Source organism: Micromonospora sp. ANENR4 (assembly GCF_015354395.1).
GTDB classification, from domain to species: Bacteria; Actinomycetota; Actinomycetes; order Mycobacteriales; family Micromonosporaceae; genus Micromonospora; species Micromonospora aurantiaca.
Window position 1 is genome coordinate 308,474 of sequence record NZ_JADKYQ010000003.1, and the last position, 15,415, is coordinate 323,888.

A 15,415-nucleotide genomic window follows, 5' to 3' on the forward strand; every position below is an offset into this window, starting at 1 on the left:
TAGTCGGCACGGCCGCCGGACGGCGGAGTAACCGGCGCAGCCGCAGGGCGGAGTGACCGGGCGGGAGTGATCTGCGTCCGACCCCCGGCGGCCGGGCCGGGCCGGGCCGGCGGCGGTCGTAACCTGGCACGGTGAGCGAGATCGAGATCCGGGAGCGGCGCTTCGACGCGCCCGAGTCGCAGGCGCTGATCCGGGCGGCGCTGGCCGACCTCGGCGCCCGGTACGGCGGCAGCGGCGACGAGACCCCCGTCGACGCGGCCGAGTTCACCCCGCCGGACGGCACGTTCCTCGTCGCCTACCTGGACGGGCGGCCGGTCGGCTGCGGCGGCTGGCGCAGCCACGGCGAGGACGGCGACACGGCCGAGCTGAAGCGGATGTACACCGACCCGGCGGCCCGGGGCCGGGGCGTGGCCCGCGCGGTGCTCGGCGCGGTCGAGCGGTCCGCCCGCGATCACGGCCGCAAGCGGATCGTGCTGGAGTGCGGCGACAAGCAGCCCGAGGCGATCGCCATGTACACCTCGGCCGGCTACGAGCGGATCCCGAACTTCGGCTTCTACAAGGACGCCCCGGGCTGCCTGTCGTACGGCCGTACCCTCTAGCCCACCGAGATGCGGATCGCCCCGGCGGCGCGACGGGCGGCGTCCGCCGCCTCGTCCGGGGTGGCACCCCAGGTCATCAGGTGCCCGCTGCGGTGCGCCGAGGAGAGCAGCTCCGGCACGGTCTGACCGACCTTCGTCTCCACCTGCACGTCGAGCACGCCCGGCACGCGCAGCGCGTCGCGCCTGCCGTCCACGGCGGTCACCCGGCCGGGCGGCGCGATCAGGAACTCGATCGCCGCCGCGCCGGTCGCCCGCGCCGGCAGCTCCGGCCGTTCGCCACGCAGGATCCGCAGATACGCCTCGATGACGTCCCGCTCGTAGGCGATCGAGATGAGCGCGGTGATCATGTCGCCCGGCATCCGGGCCGCGCACTCCACCAGCGTCGGCACGCCGTCGGCGAGGATCCACTCGCTGTGCAGCATGCCGCTGCGGAAGCCGGCCGCCTCGGCGAGGCGTACCGCGGCGGCGCGCAGCGCGTCGTTCGCGTCGGCGGGCAGCGCGGACGGCACGGTGTGGCCGGTCTCGACCGGGTAGCGGCCACCGGCGATCCGCTTGTCGGTGACGTTGGCGAAGACCACCTCGCCCTCGGCCACGAGCAGCTCCACGCTGTGCTCGGAACCGACAAGCAGCTCCTCGACCAGCACGCCGGTGGGCAGGCCGCGCTCGGTGGCCTCGGCCGGGTCGGGCGGGGCGGCGCTGGCCGCCCAGCGGGCCGGCACCTCGGCCGCGTCGGTGATCAGCTGCACGCCCAGGCTGCCCGAGCGGCGGGTGGGCTTGAGCACGCACCGCCCGCCGTGCGCCTGCGCGAACTCCACCGCCCGCGCCGGGTCGTCGACCAGCTCGTACGCCGGGTTGGCGAGCCCGATCCGGTCGGCGAGCAGCCGCATCCGGTGCTTGTCGGAGAAGACGTCGGCGGCCTCCACCCCGGCGCCGGGCAGGCCGAGCCGGTCGGCGAGCCGGGCGGTGGCGCCGACCGCGTACTCCAGGCCGGGCAGGACCAGCCGGGCGTCGGCGAGGCCGGGCTCGCGGGCGAGCAGGGCGTCCGGGTCGAAGCCGGTCTGGTACTCGGCCGCGACGAGACGCCCGATCATCGGCAGCCGCTCGGCGAACCGGGCCAGGTCGCGGCGGGCGATCACGTCCGGCTCCTCGACCAGCACCACGCTGCCCGGCGGCAGCTCCTGGTCGAACCAGCTCAGCGAGCCGAACGACGCGCCGACCACCACCAGTTGCTCGCGACCCAGATCGAGGTCCACCGGTCACCCTCCCCACGGCTCGCGCCGGAACCGGACGGCCGGCGCAGCAGCACCCTAACCGGCCGGATCGAGGCGGTCGCCGTACGGTCGGTCAGGGGTGCGGGGGCGGGTCGGCCGATACCGGGCCGGTGGGCACGGCGGGTCGCCGGACACGACAGAAGCCGGCGGACCCCGAAGGGATCCGCCGGCGACCGACGATGTTCCGGTGGCGCTACCGCGTCAGGCGCGGGTGACCTTGCCGGCCTTGATGCACGAGGTGCAGACCTTCAACTTCTTGGTGTTGCCGCCACCGGCCGGGGTGCGCACCGACTGGATGTTCGGGTTCCAGCGGCGGTTGGTCCGCCGGTGCGAGTGGGACACGTTGTGGCCGAAGCCCGGCCCCTTGCCACAGACGTCGCACACGCTAGCCACGGGATACTCCTGGGATTGAAACGTTCATGAGGTCGCCGCCAGGCGCTGCCCGGGCAACCTGGTCAGGTTACCCGATGACAGTCGGTACGCCCAACCGGCCCTTTCGCGAGCCCACCCAGCGTACCGGCGTCCCGGCCGGGCCGTCCGCCGGGGCGGACACGCGGCGACGACCCCGGCGCGTGTCGGTGTGCGCCAGTAGGCTTCCCGACGTGCTGGAGACCCTCGACGCCGCAGCGGTACGCCGCTGGTGCGCGAGCGGGCTGACCGCCCTCCGGGCCCACCAGGGCGAGATCGACGACCTGAACGTCTACCCGGTGCCCGACGGCGACACCGGCACCAACCTGGTGCTCACGTTCACCTCGGCCCAGCAGGCCCTGGCGATGGACCTCGGCACCCTCCCCGACGACGGGCACACCCCGCACGGGCACGCGCTGCGGCTGATGGCCCGGGGCGCGCTGCTCGGCGCACGCGGCAACTCCGGGGTGATCCTCTCGCAGATCCTGCGCGGTCTCGCCGACACGCTCGCCGCCGTGCCCGCGGTGCGCGGGCGGCAGCTCGCCGACGCGCTGGCCGACGCCACCACCGCCGCCTACGCCGCTGTCGCCCGGCCGGTCGAGGGCACGCTGCTGAGTGTGGTCGCCGCCGCGGCGCATGCGGCTCGCCGGGCGGACAGCGACGACCTGCGCGCCGTGGCCCGGGCCGCGAGCGAGGCGGCGGCGCACGCGCTGGCGCGTACCCCCGAGCAGTTGCCGGAGCTGGCCCGCGCGGGCGTCGTCGACGCCGGCGGGCGCGGCCTGTGCCTGCTGCTGGACGCGCTGGTCGAGGTGATCACGGGGGAGAGCCCGGGCCGGCCGGCGCCCGCGCCGCCCGCCCGCCGCGCGCCGGTCACCTCCGTGCGGGAGAGCGGCTCCGACGCGTACGCCTACGAGGTGCAGTATCTGCTCGACGCAGGCGACGACGCGGTGACCCGGCTGCGCGCCGAGCTGGACGCGCTCGGCGACTCCCTCGCGATCGTCGGCGACGGCGCCGGCACCTGGAACGTGCACGTGCACGTCAACGACATCGGGGCGGCGGTCGAGGCAGGCGTGGTCGCCGGCCGCCCGCACCGGATCAGCGTGACCCGCTTCGCCGACCAGACCGCCCCGGCGCCCGGGCCGCAGGTGCCGCTGCCGGAGGGGCGGGCCGCCGTGGTGGTCGCCACCGGCGCGGGCATCGCGGAGCTGTTCGCCGCCGAGGGCGCCGTCGTGGTGCCCGCCAACCCGTCCACCGGTGAACTGCTCGACGCGATCCGGGCCACCGGCGCCGCCCGGGTGGTGGTGCTGCCGAACGACCCGAACACCCAGTCCGTGGCGAGCGCGGCAGCCCGGGAGGCGCACGGCCTCGGCGTGAAGGTGAGCGTGGTGCCCACCCGCTCACCGGTGCAGGCGCTCGCGGCGCTCGCCGTCCGCGATCCGAAGCGGCGGTTCGAGGACGACGTGATCGCGATGGCCGAGGCGGCCGGCGCCTGCCGGTACGCCGAGGTCTGCCACGCCGCCCGGGAGGCGCTCACCGTCGCCGGCCCGGCCCGCCCGGGTGACGTGCTGGCCCTGGTCGAGGGCGAGGTGCACCTGATCGGGCAGGATCTGGTCGACACCTGCACCGCAGTGGTGGACCGGATGCTCGGCGGTGGCGGCGAACTGGTCACGCTGCTCTGCGGCGCTGACGCGCCGGCCGGGCTGGCCGACCGGGTCCGCGCGCACGTCGAGGGGGCCTGGCCGTTCGTCGAGGTGCAGGCGTACGAGGGCGGGCAGCCGCACTATCCGCTCCTGGTGGGGGTCGAATGACTGGTGAAGCGGCCACAGTGGACACGCCGCTGAAGAAACTGGTCGGTGAGCGCACCGCGAAGGCGCTGGCCGGGCATCTCGACCTGCACACCGCGGGCGACCTGATCTACCACTTCCCGCGCCGGTACGACGAGCGCGGCGAGCACACCGACATCCGCTCGCTCGACGTGGGGGAGCAGGTCACGGTGCTCGCCCAGGTGCAGCGCACCGCCGTGCGCCCGATGCGCCAGCGGCGCGGCAACCTGCTGGAGGTCACCGTCGGCGACGGTTCCGGCGGCGTGCTCACCTGCACGTTCTTCGGCAACCAGGCGTGGCGCGAGCGGGAGCTGCGGCCCGGCCGGTGGGGGCTGTTCGCCGGCAAGGTGACCGAGTTCCGGGGCAAGCGGCAGCTCAACGGCCCGGAGTACGTCCTGCTCGGCGAGGGCGGCGAGGGCGAGGCGGCGGCGAACGAGGAGGTCGAGGAGTTCGCCGGGGCGCTGATCCCGGTCTACCCGGCCGCGGCGGCGGTGCCGACCTGGGTGATCGCCCGCTGCGTCCGCGTCGTGCTCGACACGTTCACCCCGCCGGAGGACCCGCTGCCGGCCACCGTGCGGGCCACCCGCAACCTGGCCGACATCGGCACCGCGTTGCGTGAGATCCACCGTCCGACCAGCAAGGAGGCGCTCTACCGGGCCCGCCGCAGGCTGAAGTGGGACGAGGCGTTCGCCGTGCAGCTCACGCTGGTGCAGCGCAAGCAGCGGGCGGCGGCGTCCCCGGGACGGGCCCGGCCGGCGAAGGCGGGCGGCCTGCTCGACGCGTTCGACGCGCGGCTGCCGTACGAGCTGACCTCCGGCCAGCAGGTCGTCGGGCGGGAGATCGCCGCCGACCTGGCCCGGCCGCACCCGATGCACCGGCTGCTCCAGGGCGAGGTGGGCTCCGGTAAGACGGTGGTGGCGTTGCGCGCCATGCTCCAGGTGGTCGACGCCGGTGGACAGGCCGCGTTGCTGGCCCCGACCGAGGTGCTCGCCGCTCAGCACCACCGGGGCATCCTCGACCTGCTCGGCCCGCTCGGCCGGGCCGGTGAGCTGGGCGCCGCCGAGGACGCCACGCGGGTCGAACTGATCACCGGTTCGCTCGGCGCGGCGGCCCGGCGCCGGGCGCTGGCCGAGGTGGCCGAGGGCCGCGCCGGCATCGTGCTCGGCACGCACGCCCTGCTCTACGAGGGCGTCGACTTCCACGACCTCGGCCTGGTGGTGGTGGACGAGCAGCACCGCTTCGGCGTGGAGCAGCGCGACGCGCTGCGCGCCAAGGCCGAGCAGCCGCCGCACGTGCTGGTGATGACCGCGACACCGATCCCGCGCACCGTGGCCATGACCGTCTACGGCGACCTGGAGACCTCCACGCTGTCCCAGCTCCCGCAGGGCCGTTCGCCGATCGCCTCGCACGTGGTCCCGGCCGCCGAGAAGCCGGCGTTCCTCGACCGGGCCTGGCGCCGGTTGCGCGAGGAGGTCGCGAAGGGCCACCAGGCGTACGTGGTGTGCCCGCGGATCGGTGAGGGGCCGGTGTCGGACGAGGAGGCGCCGCGGGAGGACGACAACGGCCGGCGCCCGCCGCTGGCGGTGACCGAGGTGGCCCCGCTGCTGGCCGAGGGGCCGCTGCACGGCCTGCGGATCGGGGTGCTGCACGGGCGGCTGCCGGCGGACGAGAAGGACGCGGTGATGCGCGCGTACGCCGACGGCGAGCTGGACGTGCTGGTCGCGACCACAGTGGTCGAGGTCGGCGTGAACGTGCCGAACGCGACGGTGATGATCGTGCTGGACGCCGACCGGTTCGGAGTCTCCCAGCTGCACCAGTTGCGCGGCCGGGTGGGCCGGGGCTCGGCGGCCGGTCTGTGCCTGCTTGTCACCGAGGCGGCCGAGGGCTCGTCCGCGCGGGAACGGCTGGACGCGGTCGCCTCCACCACCGACGGGTTCAAGCTCGCCGAGCTCGACCTGGAGCAGCGCCGCGAGGGCGACGTGCTGGGCGCCACCCAGTCCGGCCGGCGCTCGCACCTGCGGCTGCTGTCGCTGCTGCGCGACACCGAGCTGATCCGCGACGCGCGGGCCGAGGCGATCGAACTGGTCGAGGACGACCCGGATCTGGCTCGGCACCCGGCGCTCGCGGCGTCGGTGGCCGCGCTCGTCGACGAGGAGCGCGCCGAATACCTGGAGAAGGGCTGACGCGCGGGCCCGGCCGGCGCCCCGGTGCGGCGTCGCGGGACTGCGGCACGGGCGTCGCGTGCCTAGGCTCGCGCAGATGTCGACACCATCACTCGAACACGGCGTGCTGCTTCTGACCCGGGGCGACGACCACGTGGTGGACCGGGTGGCCGGCGTCGCCGACGAGGCGTCCGGCCGGCGGTGCACCGCGGCGACGCGGTTCCAGATCGCCTCGATCAGCAAGCAGATGGCCGCCGTGGCGGTGCTGCTGCTCGCCGAGCGGGGAGCGCTGAGCCTGTCCGACCCGGTGGTACGCCGGCTGCCCGGCACGCCGCCGCCACAATGGTCCGGCATCACGCTGCACCACCTGCTCACCCACACGTCGGGCCTGGGCCACTGGGAGGACTACCCGGCGATCGACCTGCACGGGCCGGCCGAGCCGGACGAACTGCTCGACCGGTTCGCGGCGCTGCCGCCGCTGTTCCGGCCCGGAACCGCGTGGCACTACAGCAGCCCCGGCTACGTGCTGCTGGCCCGGACCGTCGAACGGGTGGCCGACCGGCCGTACGCCGATTTCCTCGCCGAGGAGGTCTTCGCGCCGCTGGGCATGACTCGTAGCTTCGCCGGTTCCGGCGACGGGCGAGCGGACGTGGCGATCGGGCACGAGGGCGGCCGTCCGGTGCCGTCCTGGGACCTGACGACGGTCAGCCTGGGCGCGGGTGACGTCTGGAGCACCGGGGCGGACCTGCTCACCTGGCTGGACGTACCGCGCCGGGGCCGGCTGCTCGGCGCGGCCTCGGTGGCGGCGATGACCGCGCCGCACGCGCCCACCGGGCGACCCGACGAGGCGTACGGCTACGGCTTCTTCGTCGGCCCGCTGGCCGGCCGGCGGGCGCTGCACCACTCCGGGGACAACGGCGGCTACAAGGCGTTCGCCGCCTGGCTGCCCGACACCGACCAGCGGCTCGTGCTGCTGACCAACCGGGCCGAGGTCGATCCGCGAACGATCACGTCGGCGCTCGACGCGGTCTGACCGCCCGTACGCACGGCGAGGGCGCGCCGGCCGGGTGCTCGGCGCGTCGCGTAGCGTCGGGGTATGCACAGGGAGCGACGGTGACCCGGATCGTGGCCGGCACGCTCGGCGGCCGGCGGATCGCCGCGCCGCCGGGTGCCGGCACCCGGCCCACCTCCGACCGGGTCCGCGAGGCGCTGTTCAGCGCCGTGCACTCCCACGTCGATTTGGACGGGGCGCGCTTCGCCGACCTGTACGCCGGTTCCGGCGCGGTCGGTCTGGAGGCGCTGTCCCGGGGCGCGGCGCACGTGCTGCTCGTCGAGTCCGACGCGCGGGCCGCCCGGGTGATCCGGGAGAACATCGCCGCGCTGCGGGCCGCGCCGGCCGCGCGCCTGGTCACCGGCAGGGTCGCGACCGTGCTGGCGGCGGGTCCGGACGGCGGGCCGTACGACGTGGTCTTCGCCGATCCGCCGTACGCGGTGCCGGACGCGGAGATCACCGCGATGCTGGCGGCGCTGGTCGACGGCGGCTGGCTCGCACCGGACGCCCTGGTGATCGTCGAGCGGTCCAGCCGTACCGGACCGGTCACGTGGGTGGAAGGTGTCACTCCGGAGCGCAGCAGACGTTACGGCGAGACCACTCTTTGGTACGGTCGCCGATCATGAGACGTGCGGTCTGCCCGGGCTCGTTCGACCCGGTCACCAACGGACACCTCGACATCATCGGCCGGGCCAGCCGGCTGTTCGACGAGGTGATCGTCGGAGTGCTGGTCAACCAGTCCAAGCAGGGCCTGTTCACGGTCGAGGAGCGGATCGACATGCTCCACGAGGTCACCGCCTCGTACGACAACGTCCGGGTGGAGTCGTTCCGCGGCCTGCTCGTCGACTTCTGCCGGGCGCAGCAGGCGAGTGTGCTGATCAAGGGCCTGCGCGCGGTGAGCGACTTCGACTACGAGTTGCAGATGGCCCAGATGAACATCGGCCTGGCCGGCGTGGAGACGCTCTTCATGCCGACCAACCCGCTCTACTCGTTCATCTCGTCCAGCCTGATCAAGGACGTGGCGAAGTGGGGCGGCGACATCTCCGCCCACGTCCCCGACCTGGTCCGCGCCCAGCTGACCGCCCGCCTCCGCCCCTGACCCCCGTCTCACCCTCCCTCCGCCCACCCACCCCCGCGATCTTGCAGTTTCGGCCCGGACATTCCTCCCGCAAGGGACGGACGCCGGGCCGCAAGTGCAAGATCGCCGGGGAGAGGGGACGGGGAGGGTGAGGGCGGGGCGACGCGCCGGGTGGGGCGGGTGGGGCGGTTGTGGCTCGGGCGCGACATGATGTCTGCAACGCCGAGACCGGGCGCGAGGCCGCATGATGGAGGGCGGCCGACGAAGACAGGAGTGAGGTACCGGTGGACCCGCTCGATCGCATCGACGAACTGATCGCCATGGTGGAGCAGGCCCGCTCCGTCCCGATGTCGCGCAACAACTGCATGGTCGACCGGGGCGAGATGATCGCCGCGCTCGACGAGCTGCGCGCGGAGCTGCCCGCCGACCTGCGCCGGGCCGCCGCGCTGCTGGAGGAGCGGGACAAGATCATGGAGGCCGGCAAGCGCGAGGCCGACCGGATCATCAGCGAGGGTGAGGCGGAACACGCCCGGCTCGTCTCGGTCAACGAGATCACCGTCTCGGCCGAGCACGAGGGCGCGCGGATCATCGCCGAGGCGCGGGCCGAGGCGCAGCGCCTCCGCGAGGAGGTGGACGACTACGTCGACACCGCGCTGGCGAACTTCGAACAGTTCCTCACCCGGGCGCTGGCCTCGATAGAGCGCGGCCGGGACAAGATGCACGCGCTGCGCGAGATCGGGACCTTCGGCGGGGACGAGGCGGACCGCCCGCTACCCTTCTGAGCGGCGCGCGGGCCGGTCGCCGACAGCCGGCTCCCGCCGGGCCGGAGGCGAGCCCCCGGTTCGACGGTCCGCCCGTCTGGCAGGTAACCTTCTTTGTCGGCCTCTCAACGGCCGGAGTCTGACTATGCCCAAACACTCGCCAAGCACACTCAACCCCAGGTCGCCGCTGGTCCTCGACACGAGGGAACTGCCGCGCCGACCTGGCGCGTTGCGTACGCACAAGCGGGTCGTGCCGGCACCGGCGGACCTCGGCGTGGAGTTGATCGGCGTGCCGGAGGGCGCGGACCTCGACCTCGACCTGAGGTTGGAGTCGGTGTCCGAGGGCGTACTCGTCTCCGGGACCGTCACCGGTCCCGTCAAGGGCGAGTGCGGCCGCTGCCTGCGCGAGATCGACGACTCGTTGGCCGTGACGATCCAGGAGCTGTACGCGTACGAGAACAGCACCACGGACGACACGACCGAGGAGGACGAGGTGGGCCGGATGCAGGGCGATCTGATCGACCTGGAACCGGCGTTGCGGGACGCGGTGGTGCTGGCGCTGCCGACGAACCCGCTCTGCCGGGAGGACTGCCCAGGCCTGTGCCCCGAGTGTGGGGTGCACTGGGACGATCTGCCGGCCGACCACAGCCATCAGCAGGTCGACCCGCGTTGGGCGAGCCTGACGCAACTGACCCGTACAGAGGAGTAAGAACCGTGGCCGTCCCCAAGCGCAAGATGTCGCGCAGCAACACCCGCGCCCGCCGGGCGAACTGGAAGGCCTCGGCGGTGGCGACCGTGGCCTGCCCGCAGTGCAAGTCGGCCAAGCTGCCGCACGCCGCCTGCTCCGTCTGCGGCACCTACAACGGCCGTCAGGTCCTCGAGGTCTGACCCGGCCGCCGAGTGACGTCCCCGACCACCGGTCGGGTGACGCGCGCACCAAGGCTCTCGCCCGGTGCCCCGGCTCCCGCCACCGCCGACCGGCTTCCGGCCGGCGGACCGTCGGAGCCGGGCACCGCGCGGATCGCCGTCGACCTCCTCGGCGGGGACGATGCTCCCGCCGTCGTGGTTGACGGCGCTCTGCGAGCGGTACGCACGGATCCCGCCCTGCACCTGCTGCTCGTCGGCCCGATCGAGGTGGCCGACGAGCTGATCGGTGCGCTCGAACCGGCCCAGCGCGCCCGGGTCACGGTCCGCCCGGTGCGGACCGTCGTCGGCATGGCCGACCATCCCACCGCCGCCCGCGGCGAGAGCACTGTCCGCACCGCCGTGCAGGCCGTCCGCGACGGACTCGCCGACGCGGTCGTCTCCGCCGGCTCGACCGGCGCCACTGTCACCGCCGCCGCGCTCGGCCTCGGCCGCTGGACCGGGATCCGCCGCCCGGCGCTCGCCGCCACGCTGCCCGCCGTCGAGGGGCCGGTGGTGCTGCTCGACGTCGGCGGCACGCTCGAACCCGGCCCGGCCACGCTGGCCCGGCACGCCCTCCTCGGCGCCGCCTACGCGTCGGTGGCCCACGCCGTCACCGCACCCCGCGTCGGTCTGCTCTCCGTCGGCCACGAGACGGGCAAGGGCGACCGGTTGCGCCGCGTCGCCGCGCCCGCCCTCGCCGCCGCGCCGCTGCCCTGCGACGGCCGCTACGTCGGCCTGGTCGAGGGGTACGACATCTCGCTCGGCGCCCGCGCCGACGTCGTGGTGACCGACGGCTTCACCGGAAACGTCCTGCTCAAGGCCATCGAGGGCGCGTACGCCCTGGCCGGCGGCCCACCCGCACGCGGCGGCGCCCCGCGCGCCGCGGCCCTGCTCGGGGTGGGCGGCACCGTGGTCGTGTGCCACGGCGCGGCCGGCTCCGAGGACGTCGCCTCCGGTATCGCGCTCGCCGCTCACCTGTGGCGCCGCGACGCCGCCGCGACGGTCCGTTCCCTGCTCGCGGACATCCCGCACGATCTCGCACCTGACCGACACGACACCGAGGTAGCACCATGACCAACGACAAGCGGCGGCGTGCTCCCGTCGGCCACCTGGAGGCGGCCTTCGGGGTGTCGCTCGACCCGGAACTGCTGGAACGCGCGCTGACCCACCGCTCGTACGCGTACGAGAACGGCGGCCTGCCCACGAACGAGCGGCTGGAGTTCCTGGGCGACTCGGTGCTCGGCGTGGTGATCACCACAGCCCTGTTCCACAACCACCCGGACCTGCCCGAGGGGCAGCTGGCGAAGCTGCGCGCCAGCGTGGTCAACATGCGGGCGCTCGCCGACGTGGCGCGTGGCCTGGGCCCGGACGGGCTGGGCGCGTACCTGCTGCTCGGCAAGGGCGAGGAGGCGACCGGCGGACGGGACAAGGCGAGCATCCTGGCCGACACGCTGGAGGCGCTGCTGGGTGCGATCTACCTCCAGTACGGCCTGGACACCGCCGCCATCGTCATCCACCGGCTGTTCGACCCGCTGATGGCCGAGTCGGCGGGCCGGGGCGCGGCGCTGGACTGGAAGACCAGCCTCCAGGAGCTGACCGCCGCGCTCGGGCTCGGCGTGCCCGAGTACCGGATCGAGGGCACCGGACCGGATCACCTGAAGACGTTCACCGCCTGGGTGGTGGTGGCCGGCAACCGCTACGGCGGCGCGGAGGGGCGCAGCAAGAAGGAGGCCGAGCAGCGCGCGGCCGAGTCGGCCTGGCGGATGCTCACCGAGCAGGCCGAGGCCGAGGCGGCGGCGCAGGCGGAGGCGGAGACGAGCGACACCTCCGACGTGGAGGCGGGCGCCGGCCGTGCCTGAGCTGCCCGAGGTCGAGACCGTCCGGGTGGGCCTCGCCCAGTGGGTGATCGGCCGGCGGATCGCCGCCGTCGAGGTGCGCCACCCCCGGGCGGTACGCCGGCACGCGCCCGGCCGCGCGCACTTCGCCGACGTGCTCGCCGGCCGGACGATCACCGGGGTACGCCGCCGCGGCAAGTACCTCTGGCTGCCGCTGGACAGTGGCGACGCGGTGATCGGCCACCTCGGCATGTCCGGCCAGCTGCTGCTGCAGCCGGTCGGCGCGGCCGACGAACTGCACCTGCGGGTCCGGTTCCGGTTCGCCGACGACGGGCCGGAGCTGCGCTTCGTCGACCAGCGCACGTTCGGCGGGCTGTCCGTGTCCGAAGGCGGGGCGGAGTTGCCCGCCGAGATCGCCCACATCGCCCGCGACCCGATGGACCCGGAGTTCTCCGACGAGGCGTTCGTGGCGGCGCTGCGGCGCAAGCGTACGGAGGTCAAACGCGCGCTGCTCGACCAGACGCTGATCTCCGGGGTGGGCAACATCTACGCCGACGAGGCACTGTGGCGGGCGAAGCTGCACGGCACCCGCCCGGCCGACGCGCTCACCCGTCCGGCCGCGCTGCGGCTGCTCGGGCACGTGCGGGACGTGCTCGCCGAGGCGATCAAACAGGGCGGCACCAGCTTCGACGAGCTGTACGTCAACGTCAACGGCGAGAGCGGCTACTTCGACAGGTCGCTGAACGCGTACGGCCGGGAGGGTGAGCCGTGCCCGCGCTGCGGCGCGCCGATCCGGCGGGAGGCGTTCATGAACCGGTCCTCCTACAGCTGCCCGCGATGCCAGCCGCGGCCCCGGGGCACCCTCCGGGGATGACCCCGAGCCGATTCGGGGTTGCGCCGGTGTGCATCGTCCGACGGTCCCCCGGAGACGCGCCGGAGCGTACCCGGAGATGCCCTTTTCCGCCCGGTCCGCGGGGCCGGTTCCGGCCGCGCGGACCTCGCCCGGCGGATCGGGGACGAGCGGGGGCCGTTCCCCGATGTCGGGGCCCCGCCCGCTGCCTAGCGTCATCTGGGGTCGGCACAGGGCCGGCATCAGGAGGGTGGAACCCGGGACATGGGCAGGCGACCGGTGACCGTGCGGCTGGCACGGTGGAGTGCGGAGCATCCGTGGCGCGCGATCGCGTTGTGGGTGGTCTTCGTGGCGGTGTGTTTCGTGGGCGGCAGCGCCGCCGGGCTGAACGAGGCGACCGACGAGGATCAGGCGATCGGCGAGTTCGGACGGGCACAGCTGATCGTCGACAGTGGCGGGTTCGACCGGCCGGCGACCGAGAACGTGCTGATCACCGCCCGCTCGGGTTCGCTCGACCAGGCCGCCGCGAAGGTCGCGGCGCAGGACGCGGCGGACCGGCTGCGGCAGGTCGACGGCGTGGCCGCGATCGGTACGCCGATGCCGTCGCGCGACGGCAGCGCGCTGCTGGTGCCGATCACCATGTCGGGCGACCCGGGCACCGCCGGGGACCGGGTGCAGCCGCTGCGGGACACCACCGCGAAGGTGCAGGACGCGCACCCGCAGCTGCGGGTGGAGCAGGTGGGCGGCCCGTCGATCGACAAGGCGCTCGACGACACGCTCGGCAAGGACTTCAAGCGCGCCGAGCTGCTCAGCCTGCCGGTGACGCTGGCCATCCTGATCATCGCGTTCGGCGCGCTGATCGCCGCCGGGGTGCCGGTGCTGCTGGCGCTCTCCTCGGTGGCCGCGGCGATGGGTCTCTCCACACTCGCCTCGCACCTGGTGCCGGCCACCGACACCACGGCCAGCGTCATCCTGCTGATCGGCATGGCGGTCGGCGTGGACTACTCGCTGTTCTACGTGCGGCGGGAGCGGGAGGAACGGGCGAAGGGCCGATCCGGCCTGGACGCGGTGGAGATCGCGGCGGAGACCTCCGGGCACGCCGTGGTGGTCTCCGGCACCGCCGTGATCATCTCGATGGGGGGTCTGCTGCTCGCCCAGGACGCGATCTTCTCGTCGCTGGCGGTCGGCTCGATCCTGGTGGTGGCGGTCACGGTGATCGGCTCGCTCACAGTGCTGCCGGCGCTGCTGGCGAAGCTGGGCCGCTGGGTGGACCGGCCGCGGGTGCCGCTGCTGTGGCGCCTCACCGCGCCACGCAACGGACAGCCGGCCCGGCCCCGGTTCTGGCCGGCGGTGCTCAAGCCGGCGCTGCGCGCGCCGGTGGCCACGCTGCTGATCTCGGTCGCGCTGCTGCTCGCGCTCGCCGCGCCCGCGCTCGGCATGAAGCTGAAGTTCCCCGGCCCGGAGGACGTGCCGCGCACCACCGCCGCCATGCAGGCGTACGACCGGCTCACCGCGGCCTTCCCGAGCAACGGCACCAGCCACACGGTCGCCGTGCGGGCGCCCGCCGAGCAGGCCGACCGGGTGCGGGCCGCGCTCACCGACCTGGCCGGCCGTACCGCCGCCGACCCGCTCTTCGCGCCGGCCGAGGGGGACGGCCCGGAGATCAAGGTGTCGGCGGACCGGCGGGTGTCGGTGCTGGAGGTGGCCACGCCGCATGCCAGCCGCTCAGACGAGGCGTCCCGGTCGCTGCACGAGCTGCGCGAGGACCTGGTCCCGGCCACGCTCGGCGGCATCCCGGGCGTGGAGTACGCGGTCGGCGGCGGCGTGGCCGCCAGCGAGGACTACGCCGCCCACATCTGGGCGAAGCTGCCGATCGTCGCGGCGTTCGTGCTGGCGCTGACGTTCCTGGTGATGGCGTGGACGTTCCGGTCGATCGTGGTGGCGCTGACCTCGATCGTGCTGAACCTGCTCTCCGCCGGCGCCGCGTACGGGCTGCTGGTGCTGGTCTTCCAGAGCACCTGGGCGGAAGGGCTGCTCGGCTTCACCTCGATGGACGCGATCGTCACCTGGCTGCCGCTGTTCCTGTTCGTGGTGCTGTTCGGGCTGTCGATGGACTACCACGTGTTCGTGGTCAGCCGGATCCGTGAGGCGGTCGACCGGGGCATGCCCACCCGGGAGGCGGTGGCGTACGGCATCACCTCCTCGGCCGGCGTGGTGACCAGCGCGGCGGTGGTGATGGTGGCGGTGTTCTCCATCTTCGCCACGCTCAGCATGATCGACTTCAAGCAGCTCGGCATCGGCCTGGCGGCGGCGATCCTGCTGGACGCCACGATCATCCGGGCGGTCGTGCTGCCCTCGGTGATGACGCTGCTGGGCGACGCGAACTGGTGGGCGCCACGCTTCATGCGCCGTCGGCGGCCCGTCCCGGCGGTCGAGCCGCCGCCCGCCCCGGCACCGGAGCTGGTCGGCGTCCGCTGATCCCGAGCGGACCCGCCCCGGGGCCCGGTCCCGGCGCCCAACCGGTGGTGCCGAACAGCTTGACATCAGCGCCGGCTCGTGCCGGCCGCTGAGAAGGCATTCGTGTTCGCGCGGTATACCTGAGAGTCATAACTATGACTCTCAGGTATACCGCCTTCCGTGCATCTGTTCGCCGCTGAGGGTCACGGAGAGT

The 15,415-nt window shown here is 74.1% G+C and carries 15 protein-coding genes; 13 read left to right on the forward strand and 2 right to left on the reverse strand.

The genetic code is table 11. The features are described from left to right. Positions 1-131: 131 nt before the first annotated feature. Complete coding sequence (locus IRY44_RS07340) at positions 132-599, forward strand: GNAT family N-acetyltransferase (RefSeq protein WP_135243728.1); 468 nt, start codon at positions 132-134, stop codon at positions 597-599. On the opposite strand, the gene IRY44_RS07345 is transcribed toward IRY44_RS07340, so the two are convergent. Together IRY44_RS07345 and rpmB are read right to left on the reverse strand one after the other, a co-directional pair. Next, positions 596-1,852, reverse strand: coding sequence for an ATP-grasp domain-containing protein (locus IRY44_RS07345; protein WP_194799689.1), 1,257 nt, complete (start codon positions 1,850-1,852; stop codon positions 596-598). The two genes, IRY44_RS07340 and IRY44_RS07345, sit on opposite strands and share 4 nt — an antisense overlap. A gap of 219 nt (positions 1,853-2,071) precedes the next feature. Then, entirely contained in the window at positions 2,072-2,263 is a 192-nt protein-coding gene (gene rpmB / locus IRY44_RS07350) for a 50S ribosomal protein L28 (RefSeq protein WP_011905179.1), read from the reverse strand. A 209-nt stretch (positions 2,264-2,472) separates the two neighbouring features. Here rpmB and IRY44_RS07355 point away from each other — a divergent pair, with 209 nt between their 5' ends. From IRY44_RS07355 to IRY44_RS07410, 12 genes are all read left to right on the forward strand, one after another. Next, positions 2,473-4,086, forward strand: a complete 1,614-nt coding sequence (locus IRY44_RS07355; protein ID WP_194799690.1) for a DAK2 domain-containing protein — start codon at positions 2,473-2,475, stop codon at positions 4,084-4,086. Next, on the forward strand, positions 4,083-6,284 hold the full coding sequence (gene recG, locus IRY44_RS07360) for an ATP-dependent DNA helicase RecG (RefSeq protein ID WP_194799691.1): 2,202 nt from the start codon (positions 4,083-4,085) through the stop codon (positions 6,282-6,284). Before IRY44_RS07355 ends, recG begins: the two co-directional genes overlap by 4 nt. Positions 6,285-6,360: 76 nt before the next feature. Beyond that, a complete protein-coding gene (locus tag IRY44_RS07365) occupies positions 6,361-7,296 on the forward strand; it encodes a serine hydrolase (RefSeq protein WP_194799692.1) in 936 nt (311 codons plus the stop codon). A gap of 80 nt (positions 7,297-7,376) precedes the next feature. Further along, positions 7,377-7,940, forward strand: coding sequence for a 16S rRNA (guanine(966)-N(2))-methyltransferase RsmD (rsmD, locus tag IRY44_RS07370; protein ID WP_194799693.1), 564 nt, complete (start codon positions 7,377-7,379; stop codon positions 7,938-7,940). After that, on the forward strand, positions 7,937-8,413 hold the full coding sequence (gene coaD, locus IRY44_RS07375) for a pantetheine-phosphate adenylyltransferase (RefSeq protein ID WP_194799694.1): 477 nt from the start codon (positions 7,937-7,939) through the stop codon (positions 8,411-8,413). Before rsmD ends, coaD begins: the two co-directional genes overlap by 4 nt. A 263-nt stretch (positions 8,414-8,676) precedes the next feature. Next, positions 8,677-9,174: a hypothetical protein gene (locus tag IRY44_RS07380; protein ID WP_135243736.1), complete on the forward strand. Its 498-nt coding sequence runs from the start codon at positions 8,677-8,679 to the stop codon at positions 9,172-9,174. Positions 9,175-9,298: 124 nt separating this feature from the next. Continuing rightward, positions 9,299-9,862 carry a DUF177 domain-containing protein gene (locus IRY44_RS07385; protein ID WP_135243737.1) on the forward strand — a complete coding sequence of 188 codons (564 nt, stop codon included), beginning with the start codon at positions 9,299-9,301 and terminating at the stop codon, positions 9,860-9,862. Between the two features lie 5 nt (positions 9,863-9,867). After that, complete coding sequence (gene rpmF / locus IRY44_RS07390) at positions 9,868-10,041, forward strand: 50S ribosomal protein L32 (RefSeq protein WP_030500827.1); 174 nt, start codon at positions 9,868-9,870, stop codon at positions 10,039-10,041. 132 nt (positions 10,042-10,173) lie between these two features. Further along, positions 10,174-11,133, forward strand: a complete 960-nt coding sequence (locus IRY44_RS07395; protein ID WP_194799835.1) for a phosphate acyltransferase PlsX — start codon at positions 10,174-10,176, stop codon at positions 11,131-11,133. After that, positions 11,130-11,918: a ribonuclease III gene (gene rnc, locus IRY44_RS07400; RefSeq protein ID WP_194799695.1), complete on the forward strand. Its 789-nt coding sequence runs from the start codon at positions 11,130-11,132 to the stop codon at positions 11,916-11,918. The genes IRY44_RS07395 and rnc overlap by 4 nt, the downstream gene beginning before the upstream one ends. Next, positions 11,911-12,768, forward strand: coding sequence for a bifunctional DNA-formamidopyrimidine glycosylase/DNA-(apurinic or apyrimidinic site) lyase (mutM, locus tag IRY44_RS07405; RefSeq protein WP_194799696.1), 858 nt, complete (start codon positions 11,911-11,913; stop codon positions 12,766-12,768). The genes rnc and mutM overlap by 8 nt, the downstream gene beginning before the upstream one ends. A gap of 240 nt (positions 12,769-13,008) precedes the next feature. Further along, complete coding sequence (locus IRY44_RS07410) at positions 13,009-15,222, forward strand: MMPL family transporter (RefSeq protein WP_194799697.1); 2,214 nt, start codon at positions 13,009-13,011, stop codon at positions 15,220-15,222. Positions 15,223-15,415 lie beyond the last annotated feature (193 nt).

Bases quoted from the DNA above. Each gene is read 5' to 3' on its own strand.
- IRY44_RS07410 (WP_194799697.1), top strand. From the start codon at position 13,009: ATGGGCAGGCGACCGGTGACCGTGCGGCTGGCACGGTGGAGTGCGGAG.
- rnc (WP_194799695.1), top strand. From the start codon at position 11,130: ATGACCAACGACAAGCGGCGGCGTGCTCCCGTCGGCCACCTGGAGGCG.
- IRY44_RS07385 (WP_135243737.1), top strand. From the start codon at position 9,299: ATGCCCAAACACTCGCCAAGCACACTCAACCCCAGGTCGCCGCTGGTC.
- recG (WP_194799691.1), top strand. From the start codon at position 4,083: ATGACTGGTGAAGCGGCCACAGTGGACACGCCGCTGAAGAAACTGGTC.
- coaD (WP_194799694.1), top strand. From the start codon at position 7,937: ATGAGACGTGCGGTCTGCCCGGGCTCGTTCGACCCGGTCACCAACGGA.
- IRY44_RS07365 (WP_194799692.1), top strand. From the start codon at position 6,361: ATGTCGACACCATCACTCGAACACGGCGTGCTGCTTCTGACCCGGGGC.